The 10360-nt window shown below is 43.5% G+C and carries 5 protein-coding genes; 2 read left to right on the top strand and 3 right to left on the bottom strand.

From position 1 onward, the window contains the following. Both ACYTXL_RS19620 and ACYTXL_RS19615 read right to left on the bottom strand, forming a co-directional pair. The coding region (locus ACYTXL_RS19620) for a DUF2157 domain-containing protein (protein WP_461926208.1) at nt 1–3884 on the bottom strand (3884 nt) is incomplete at its 3' end. Nucleotides 3885–4408: 524 nt separating this feature from the next. Further along, nucleotides 4409–5995 carry a glycosyltransferase family 39 protein gene (locus tag ACYTXL_RS19615; RefSeq protein WP_461926207.1) on the bottom strand — a complete coding sequence of 529 codons (1587 nt, stop codon included), beginning with the start codon at nt 5993–5995 and terminating at the stop codon, nt 4409–4411. Between the two features lie 656 nt (nt 5996–6651). On the opposite strand from ACYTXL_RS19615, the gene argZ reads away from it, so the two are divergent. Together argZ and ACYTXL_RS19605 are read left to right on the top strand one after the other, a co-directional pair. Continuing rightward, nucleotides 6652–8763, top strand: a complete 2112-nt coding sequence (gene argZ, locus ACYTXL_RS19610; RefSeq protein WP_461926206.1) for a bifunctional arginine dihydrolase/ornithine cyclodeaminase — start codon at nt 6652–6654, stop codon at nt 8761–8763. A 123-nt stretch (nt 8764–8886) separates the two neighbouring features. Then, entirely contained in the window at nt 8887–9399 is a 513-nt protein-coding gene (locus tag ACYTXL_RS19605; RefSeq protein ID WP_461926205.1) for a DUF2085 domain-containing protein, read from the top strand. Nucleotides 9400–9416: 17 nt separating this feature from the next. Here the strand turns inward: ACYTXL_RS19605 and ACYTXL_RS19600 are convergent, their stop codons facing one another. Further along, nucleotides 9417–10046 (bottom strand): hypothetical protein, encoded by a 630-nt coding sequence (locus ACYTXL_RS19600; protein ID WP_461926204.1) that lies wholly within the window; start codon nt 10044–10046, stop codon nt 9417–9419. Nucleotides 10047–10360 lie beyond the last annotated feature (314 nt).

The raw sequence follows: 10360 nt of genomic DNA, 5'->3' as shown, positions 1-10360 counted from the left end.
CGGGTTTCAAAGTTGGCGGCGATATAAATTAGTAAAATGCCAACGAGCAAGCCAATAACCCATTTTAAGAAAGAGTACTGCAAACTGAAAATTACCGATTGATAGATTGTAGTAATTAAAAAAGTGGCTGTACCAATGTAGAGAAAAGCCCGCACTCTCAAAGCTAATCCAACAAAAATGGCGATGAGGCTGAAAATTCCAGGTATCCAGGGTGTGTTTTGCTCAAATAAAATTGCCCACCCACAAATTAAACCACTACCTAGCACTCTCAGAATATGACGAGATGTTTTGTATTCTGGTAGTCTTAGTTGAGAATCGACTTGAGCAATATAAAGCAGTGATAATCCAATGGGTGTTACATACCACAAAGCATCACTTAGATGTAAGGAATTAAACCAACGGTAAAGCGCCCAATTAATCAACGGCACACTAATATAGGTAAAACGGATGTTTTCACCCACCTTTGCCAGGAAGATGTAAAATCCAGCTGCGAGTAGCAAGGTAATGGGGTAAGTTCGCAGTCTGGTTTCCCATAAAATGATCAGTGGTATGATGTATGCAGCTTGTTGCCAAGGTCTTTTAGACCAACCCCAACTTTCCCAAGGTAGGATGTATAGAAAATAGGCTACCACACAGGCGATCGCACCATTCCAAGGAACTAAGGTTCCAGCCCAAAATTTTCCCACTGCTGTCTCCCGCCAATAAATCCTCATGCCGGCTACTTCTAATAAGCCCAGGTAAACCCACATCTGGCCTATTGTGATTCCTCCGAAGATGCTGCGGGAAGTGCGCGAATTTCGTCCCTGAAAGATAGCATAACGAATCAAAAATACCCCCGTTCCCAATCCCACCAAACGGTTAACTCCAATGGGAGTAATAATCGCAGCCATTAATAAACAGCTACTCCAAACCCAGTGAGTATGGGCAATTCTTTTCAGTTCTTGGGGAGTTAGACGTAAGTAGCTGACAAGCCAAGGCGACAGAATGCGGTAAGCATACATGATACTCGCGCCAAGGGCAGACATGGCAATCAATCCATCACCGAATGCTCCTCCTGAAACTTGTAATATTTGATAGAACAAAAGTTCATAAGCAGAAATGGATACGCCAATGATTCCTAAATACAGCAGGGGTTTAAAGTTCTCGCGCCGTCGCCCCACGCCAATGATAATTAAAGCTACACCCAAGGAATACAAACCTGTCCACTCGGTGAAGGTGTGCAAACGCAGCAATACACTAAATGCAGCATAAATTAATGGCAAAATGTGAAAACTGCTAGGAAGCCTTTCTAATTGATGTCGTCGTCGCCACCACTCGCCAAGAAGTTGAGCAATTAAACCTAAAGCGATATTTGCGATCGCTATTTTAACAGTTGAACGTTCCCCAAATCCCAGCGCTTCGGCAGTCAACAATTCCAAACACCAACCGATGCTATAAAATGCCCAATTTGTCGGTTCTCGCCAACTGCGATAAACAATGGCTGCCAAGGTGATTGTAGTGGCAATTAAGTAGAAAAATCCCGAAGTAGTAAACCCTTGGTAAATCAGCACTGAATGCAGCGTCAAACCCAACAACTGAAAACCACACAAGGCGATCGCCCATTGATCACTGGCGGCTGCATATATAACTGCTAATTTGTTACCGCGTCGGTGCCGAAGTGTCCGCGCTAACCATAGACTGAGAGTTGCGATCGCTCCGGCGACAAACCAACCTGCTAAGGCCAGGCGAGGTAAACCAGGTACACCCGTCCATAATAGTGCCCCAATGAAACTCAGAGCAAATCCTTCTGTAATTACCGCAGATGTTTGGTTTCGCAGATAGCGCGTATTTGTGAACATCAACCCGGTAGCTACAGCCAAACCGATTAATCTGGTTCCTGGTAGCTGTAAAGTAAGTAGCTGGGCAACTCCCACAGCCAAGACACTTAAGTAACGGGTAGTAGTCCGACGCTCTCTAAGTGTGCAATTGGCAACACCTGTGAGAGCTAAAGGCGTAACTAGCCATAACACTCCCCAATAAGCTTTGGTATCAGCTATGCCATACCAAGATGATTCTGCATTCATCCACAATAAGAAAAAACTAGCGGCGGATAGTCCTAAACCGATGTCCCATGCACTACGTCGCCATAAACCTTCCTCGACGCTAAATCCCCATTCTGCAACCATTAGAGCTAATAAAATACTTGCCCAGGCTTGTTGACTCAGACTTGGTAAAAGCCAATTAATGGTAGAGCAAAATGTCAGCACCCCAATTATATGAGTTAGAGATACTAGGGGAAGGGATGAGGGGGAGCGGCGTTGGGTGACAAATGCCAGAGTAATTGTAGAAAATAGCAGATTTAGCGATCGCAATGTGGGATTTATGAAAGCGATCGTTGTTAAAAAAGCTCCCAATAAGAGGGTGAGCAGTTCGCCAAATTTAGCCACTTCTCGCTTTTGGCGGCGATAGAGGCGAACTGTGAACGCCACCATCAAAACTACGTAGGGAAATAAAGCTATACCCAGCAAAGCCCCAGGTTCATTTTGAGAATTGGTAAGTTGGGTGCCAGTTGCGATCGCCCATTTCTGGAAGTTATCAGGTACTAACCGCCAAAAAAGCCAAATCGTCTGTAAGCCGATGACAAAAACCGCCGCGAAGTCTACCTTGAAACTGTGCCGCCACAAGCGATTTCCTACATACCACAAACCCAAACCACTTACAGCGATCGCATGCCAAGGATAACTCACTACTGAAACCAGCCAACCCAGGAAGAGTAAAATGCCACCGAGTTTTTCCCAGAGTAAGGGGAATGAGGGGGATGGGGGGGATGTGGAGAATATTACTGTTACTTCTTCTGCTCCCCTCTGTGCTAACCAAGTCACTAACCAGCCGCAAATGCCAATAGCTAACCCCAATTGCGTGACATCTACCCCGACAACAAAAATCGCTCGCACTAACAACACTATCAAGGCATAAATAATTACGGCAGCAGGCAAACCAATACTTAATTTCTGGCGTAGGCGTAGGCGTAGCCCGTCGTAGACATCGCGCCGATCTTCGTCGCTGATCGGATTAAGCTGTTGGTAAAGATTGTGATAAACGGTAATGATAGTTGTACCAATCATTGCTATATAAACGGCAATCAAGGGAAATCCTCTTAATTGCCAACCCCAATGCAGATAACTCAGCCCCAAAATATTTGCTAGAGGTAAAATGCCTGTATGTAAATTTGTAAAAATAGTCCGATTTTTGGAGAGTAAAACAGTTATAGCAGTCAGGGTAGGACAGGCGATCGCAACTACAATCCAATTCAGAGGATTTTGCCACAACCGAAAGCTATCCATTGCCCAAAAGTTCACCGGCACCAACAAAAGGGTGACAATCAGCAATGTCTGAGCCGTTAATCTGAGGTTGCTTTGCCTAGTCGCCCAAAAGCTTAACCCCCAAAAACTCAAAGTATAAGCAAATAAAACTCCATACTGTCCAGAAGCCGGAAACCTCTCCCACTGACTCGCAGCCAGTACCCCAGAGGACACCACTACCAGAAATACCCCTAAAAAAAGCAGCCAACGCACACTCAGTTCTGCCCCCAAGGACTGGAACATTGCGCTAATCAAGTTTGGTTTAGCTGGTTTTTGTTGCGGTTGTCTACGGCTACTAGATTGTAAAGCTGCTACGGGCAATTGCTCCCCCGCGTCGGAAGTAACAAACGCTAGTTTTGTCTCAGCTTCCTCCTGGGGTTGCAACACCACAGCACACACCAGAAACTCTCGGCATAGCTGCCTAACTTGGGTATCGGATATTAAACCTAAGTGCAGCCATATATCTAGTCCTTCTAATAACTGAGGATGGGAAGATGGCAGTCTGATTTCAAATTTTAGCGGGTGGTCAAGAGGCAATGACATAAGCCGCAGCCATATAAGTATATACTTAAATCACGAATTTAATTAAAGTATATTTTGGCTCTAATTGTGCCAGTTATTAGGCTAATTAATATTAATTTTTAATCTCTGAGCGATATTTAAATGCCAACTGTCTGCTTTTAATTTCCGTCTTGCAGTCTCCCAACCGCTAGATGCGCCTGTATCTTTTTATGTTAGCGCCACAAAGACCGAGTCCGCGTACCCCCAATACGGTTCGGATAAGACTATTGGTGTCAACTTAAGAAAAAATCTGCTTTGAGAAGACATTTTGCCCTCATCCCCTAACCCCTTCTCCCAACTTGGGAGAAGGGGAACTAGAGAATTTGCTCCCGCTCCTCTCCCAAAATTGGGAGAGGGGCTGTTCTTGTGAGGGTCAAACCTCGAAAGCTTGCCTTGCCTAACTTCTACGCTAAGTTGACACCAATGATTCATGAATTGCTCCTACATGAATAAAGCGCAGCCTCACATAGAATTGGTATTACCAAAAATACTTTTCAAACATCCTCTTAAGTGGATTTTGTTATTTTCCATATAAGGTCGTTTATCTGCTGTAACTTTGAGTTATAAATTTTCTCAATTCCAGCTTTTAAGAACTCTGAGGGATTGAACAAGAATATGTCAGTAAAACCATTAGTAATCTCTGGTAAATGATTTTTATCTACAATTTGAAATTTGACTTTTGGATCAACTAAGTAACCCAGCATTTGTATTGGTGGAAGTATGTTATCAGTATCACTAATTAAAAGCGGTTTATTTCCTTGACTAATAATGTTAGCAATTTTAGGATATTCTTGGTATTTTTCAGGTAATTTGTTCCACCAAATCTGGGCTTGAGACTGGATCAGACCAGATGTAACTCCGCTGATAATTACGACGAACGCTACAAGTGACCAGAGCTTTTTTTGCCAAACTTTAGTAGAAATAGACGTGATTTTAGTAGTAAATAGATAAGCAACAGCTAACTGTATACCTAAAACCGAGGGAAGTGTATATCGACTAGTAGCGTATCGCTTTTGAAAGACAAAATCCGCTATCAGTAGGGGAATCCCTACAGATCCAATCAAGGTTAAGACAAATAACCAAACTTCTTTAGAGCTTCTTCGACAGATAAAATAAATTGAGTAGACCATTAAAACTAAAATAATCAAAATAAAAGGAATTAATGCAATCTTAAGTTTTCCTGGGTCGCTGGGGCTAATACCTAAATCAAGAAAAGTCCGACTGAAAATCCCAGCCCACCTTGTAACTGAGGCAAATAATGTTTGTTTAGTATTCGTCCAATCTACTGCTTCTGGTTGAGGGTTAGTAATAATAATCCAAATCCAAGGTACAAAACTTATAAACCCCGCAAGCGATGATAGCAGATAATAAATCGATGTTTTACTCAATCGGAAGCGTTCGATTGCAATTACATAAATTCCCTGTGCAAAAGCAACCAAGGTAAAAAATAGATGAGTATAAAACCCTAGTGATAATGTTATTGCATAAATGCACCAACTAATCTTTGTTTTAAGGCGCATGGCTCGCAGCAGTGCTACGCTCGATATTAAAATGGTTACTATCCATAAACTATATGCTCTTACTTCTTGGGCATAGACGACATGAATAGGTGAAACGGCTACCAAGGCGATCGCTGTCCACCCGATTAGTGAAGACCCAAATAATTCTTTACATAGCCAATAAAGACAAGGAAAGGTGAGCAGACTCAGGAATGCCGAAAAACTTCTTGTCACTGCTACAGAATTCCCAAACAATTCTACCCAAAATCGGGTCATCAAGATGTATAGCGGCAAAATCTGCGAGTCTTCTAAAATAACCCCTTTAATTGTATCAGCAGTGTTTTTTTCAGGATTGGGATACTGGTATTTATGCAACTCTTCTATGCTGATCAAATGACCATTACCTAACTGCTCTTTCATTTCTGACTGTGTATAGCCAGAGATGCGTAATGATGAGAAAACTTCATCACCCCAATAAATTTTTTTGTCAAGATTGACGAAGCGAAAAAATACACCTATTACTAATAGAATAATGATTAAAAAACGTAACCAAGATTTAGAAATAAGCCAGTTCTGGGACAATTGCTTTTTCATGCAGTTTTCAATCTCCTCAAAGCCTTTATAAAAGGTGGTAAAATTTTCTTCTGATTGATCGCCAGAATCCTTTTCTAGCAGTCATTTGGGTTACAATGTTACTCTAATACGTATTGCCACACGCTACAAGTATTTATTGAAAACTCTTGCCATCCAAAAATTACAGCCGCTATCCAACAATGATTGTAGGACTTACGCAAAACTATACCCTGTAGGGGCAATACCCTGCGGTCAGCTAAAGCTACATGAATTGCCCCTACCTAAAAATCATTCTTTTCAGTTATTGTTTGCCTAAGTCCTGGATTCAACACTGAAGTACTTTTAAGTATGAGCTTTCCGCTCTGCTCCTGCACCCAGAAGCTAAAAGCAGCATTTATCCCAGTACATCCATCTCTTTAAATTTCCCATCCACCCGCAAGCTAAGAGCGGACTGACTCAGCACTACTAGAAACAGTCATGTCCGGCAGATCCATGTCATTTTGCCACCTTCTCTACTTATTCGCATCTTCCGTAATAGAATTAAGAATGAAGCCCTTGTAAAGCCTTCAACTATCAAAAGATAGAAGCTTAAGTAGCAGATTTTACCAAATTCTCAGTAAATTAAAAATCTGTATTCAAAGTAAGCTTGTAGCATCTAAAACGCTTGTAAGATTTTTATGACTTCCCGTATTCGCTTTTTAATGTGTCCTCCTGACCACTACGATGTGGACTATGTGATTAATCCCTGGATGGAAGGGAATATTCACAAATCATCGCGCGATCGCGCCGTCCAACAGTGGCAAGGACTACACCAGATCCTTAAAGAACACGCAATTGTAGACTTAGTACCACCTGAAAAAGGCTGGCCTGATTTGGTTTTTACCGCCAACGCTGGGTTAGTACTAGGGAATAACGTCGTCCTTAGTCGCTTTTTACACAAAGAACGTCAGGGAGAGGAGCCTTTCTTCAAACAATGGTTTGAGGCAAATGGTTATACAGTCAATGAACTTCCCAAAGATTTGCCCTTTGAAGGAGCCGGGGACGCACTGCTGGATCGGGAAGGACGCTGGTTATGGGCAGGATACGGTTTCCGCTCGGAATTAGATTCTCACCCTTATCTAGCTAAATGGCTGGATATTGAGGTGCTTTCCCTACGACTGATAGATGAACGTTTCTATCACCTGGATACCTGCTTTTGTCCCCTAGCAAATGGCTATTTGCTGTACTATCCGGGGGCTTTTGATTCCTACTCCAACCGCTTAATTGAAATACGAGTCGCACCAGAAAAGCGAATTGCCATTGAAGAAGCTGATGCAGTCAACTTCGCTTGTAATACAGTGAATGTGGAGAGCATCGTGATCATGAACAAGGCGAGTGAGGCTTTAAAAACCCGCCTTGCAGATGCCGGTTTCCAAGTGCTGGAAACGCCACTTACGGAATTTCTCAAAGCTGGTGGCGCGGCTAAATGCTTAACTCTGCGGGTGACAGAACCAGTTAGAGATGAAATTCATGCCAATGTCTCGGTAGAAAGCCGCGTCATTCGGATGGAAGGACACTTGCTAGACGCTGGCTTAATTAACCACGCTTTGGATTTAATTATAGATGCCGGGGGAAGTTTCCAAGTCCTGAATTTCAACTTGGGAGAACAGCGCCAAAGTACCTCAGCCGCCGAAGTGAAGGTATCAGCACCTTCCCATGAGGTGATGGAAGAAATCATTTCACTGTTGATTGATTTGGGTGCTGTAGATTTACCCCATGATGAGCGAGATGCCAAACTGGAGCCTGTGATCCTAGCTGGTGTAGCGCCTGATGATTTCTACGTCAGTACGATTTATCCCACCGAAGTCCGCATTAATGGTGAGTGGGTGAAGGTGGAAAATCAACGGATGGATGGCGCGATCGCGATTACTCAAACTGCCAATGGGTTACTCGCTCGGTGTAAAATACTCCGCGATTTAGAAGTTGGCGAACAGGTAATTGTAGACGTGTTAGGTATCCGCACCATCCGCAAAACGGAATCGCGGGAACAACGCAGCACTCAAGAATTTAGCTTTATGTCGGCGGGGGTTTCCAGTGAACGGCGCGTGGAATTGGTGGTTGAGCAAGTGGCTTGGGAATTGCGGAAAATCCGCGATGCCGGGGGTAAGGTAGTTGTCACGGCTGGACCGGTGGTGATTCATACTGGTGGCGGCGAACACTTGGCGCAACTAATTCGAGAAGGATATGTACAGGCGTTGCTGGGTGGTAATGCGATCGCAGTTCACGACATTGAGCAAAATATCATGGGCACTTCCTTGGGTGTAGACATGAAGCGGGGTGTCGCCGTCCGTGGTGGACACCGCCATCACCTGAAGGTAATTAATACTATCCGTCGTTATGGCAGCATTCCGAAAGCTGTGGAGGCGGGGGCGTTTAAAAGTGGCGTGATGTATGAGTGTGTCCACAATAATATACCTTTTGTCCTTGCTGGATCGATTCGGGATGACGGACCTTTGCCTGATACCCAAATGGATTTGATTAAAGCACAGCAGGAATACGCTAAACACTTAGAAGGCACGGAGATGATTTTGATGCTATCATCGATGCTGCACTCCATTGGAGTGGGGAATATGACTCCGGCTGGGGTGAAAATGGTATGTGTAGATATTAATCCAGCTGTGGTGACTAAGTTAAGCGATCGCGGTTCTGTGGAATCAGTAGGTGTGGTGACGGATGTAGGTTTGTTCCTCAGTCTGTTGATTCAGCAGTTGGATAAGTTGACAAGTCCCTATGTTAATAAGGTAGGTTAAGAATACATAGACGTGAAACGGTGAGCCAGTGCGGTGGACGGGTTCCCCGGCATAAAGGAACTGGCGAACCCGTAGGGCTTCCCGCAGGGTACCGCAAAGGCGCAGAGGGCGCGAAGAAAGGGAATGACAAGAGTAGCTTTCAGTGAAGAGTTGCAGGTTAATTGGGTCAGTTTGATTGCTGATTTTATGTTGGTAGGGATGGTTTTTGGCCCGCCAATTGCTCCCTTTCTGGCTGCGTCTGGGGTATATTTGCTTGGGGAAATTGCGGACATCATTTATTTCATGGGTAATCATGTATGTCCGCAACCAACTATGGGGTTAGATTTAGCACCACCGTTTATGATGGCTGTGTGTATGCGTTGCTATGGCACTGTCACGGGTTTGCTGATTACTCGCCTGCTGTATGGGCTAACTAGTGGTAAGGGATTTTACTGGTTAAATCAGTATGGCTGGAGTGGTGTGGCGATCGCAAGTGTGCTGATGATGGCTTATCCTTTGGAATTGGCAGCACAGGTTTTTAGTTTGTGGAGTTTTAATAACTATCTAGTTACGCCTTTTGGGTTGATTACGGGTTTGGCGTGGGGATTGTTTACTATGCCCATTTTGCACGGGTGGCGGGGTGCTAAACCGTATTGATTTACCGGACTGGAGGCTCATTTATGTTTACGTTTGAGCCGTAAGCCTACACTTAAAGCTGCAAAAGTTAATGCACCCAATGCTAAATTAGGTTCGGGAACACTGGTAATAATAGACTTACTTTCGTTTATAATCCCATTCCAGCTACCAAAGTCAGTTAAAAGCAACTGGTAGCTAAACACGCCATCTGAATCTCCAATAAGTTGCAGAGGTGTTGAAAATTTCAAGACAGTGCCATCGAGGCTGTATGGTACTGAACCCCGAATCTTACCCCAGCCGCCTGAATTTGGTTCCGATGGGCCAACTGAAAAAACATCACGTATCCTCACGTCACCTGCAACCGGAATTTCATCTCCGCGAATAATTGAGGAAAAGTTACTATAGATAGAGGATGCATTCACAATAGGCAATTCCCCATGCGGATCGATAAAGTATTGGAAAGAGTTGGTTTGCCTATTAAATTTGTCAACTGTGAAAAAGTTTGGCACCTTATTAAAATTTATCGTGAATAACACTTTTTTAGCATCAAGATTTACTACGGCTGACTCTGATTCAACTAATAGCACTGCTTGCGCTATTTGCCCTGTGCCCAAGGCAATAAAAGCTGCTCCAAAAATAGACACTGCGAATTTTTGTGCATATTTCATAAAAATTACTTGATTAACCGTAGTATGACATCAAGATAATACAGCTATTAACGTACTAATTGAAAGTTATCAGAGTAATTTCACTGCAAATTTATTTTTTATTTTACAGAATTTTTAATAAATATCATACTAAACCTCATCTATCTTGAGAACCGTAGTTTTTGCCCTCACCCTAAATCCCTCTCCCAGATATGGGAGAGGGACTTTGAAATTCTGGCTCCCCTTCTCCCAAATCTGGGAGAAGGGGTTGGGGGATGAGGGCAAATCCTTTTGATCACCGAAGAACTACAGGTTTCAAGATAGACGTGGTTTAT

Source organism: Nostoc sp., from assembly GCF_054880495.1.
The sequence above is the reverse complement of the archived record's forward strand: the minus strand, read 5'-3'. Positions and strand labels throughout refer to the sequence as shown.

Bases quoted from the DNA above. Each gene is read 5' to 3' on its own strand.
- ACYTXL_RS19615 (WP_461926207.1), bottom strand. From the start codon at position 5,995: ATGAAAAAGCAATTGTCCCAGAACTGGCTTATTTCTAAATCTTGGTTA.
- argZ (WP_461926206.1), top strand. From the start codon at position 6,652: ATGACTTCCCGTATTCGCTTTTTAATGTGTCCTCCTGACCACTACGAT.
- ACYTXL_RS19605 (WP_461926205.1), top strand. From the start codon at position 8,887: ATGACAAGAGTAGCTTTCAGTGAAGAGTTGCAGGTTAATTGGGTCAGT.
- ACYTXL_RS19600 (WP_461926204.1), bottom strand. From the start codon at position 10,046: ATGAAATATGCACAAAAATTCGCAGTGTCTATTTTTGGAGCAGCTTTT.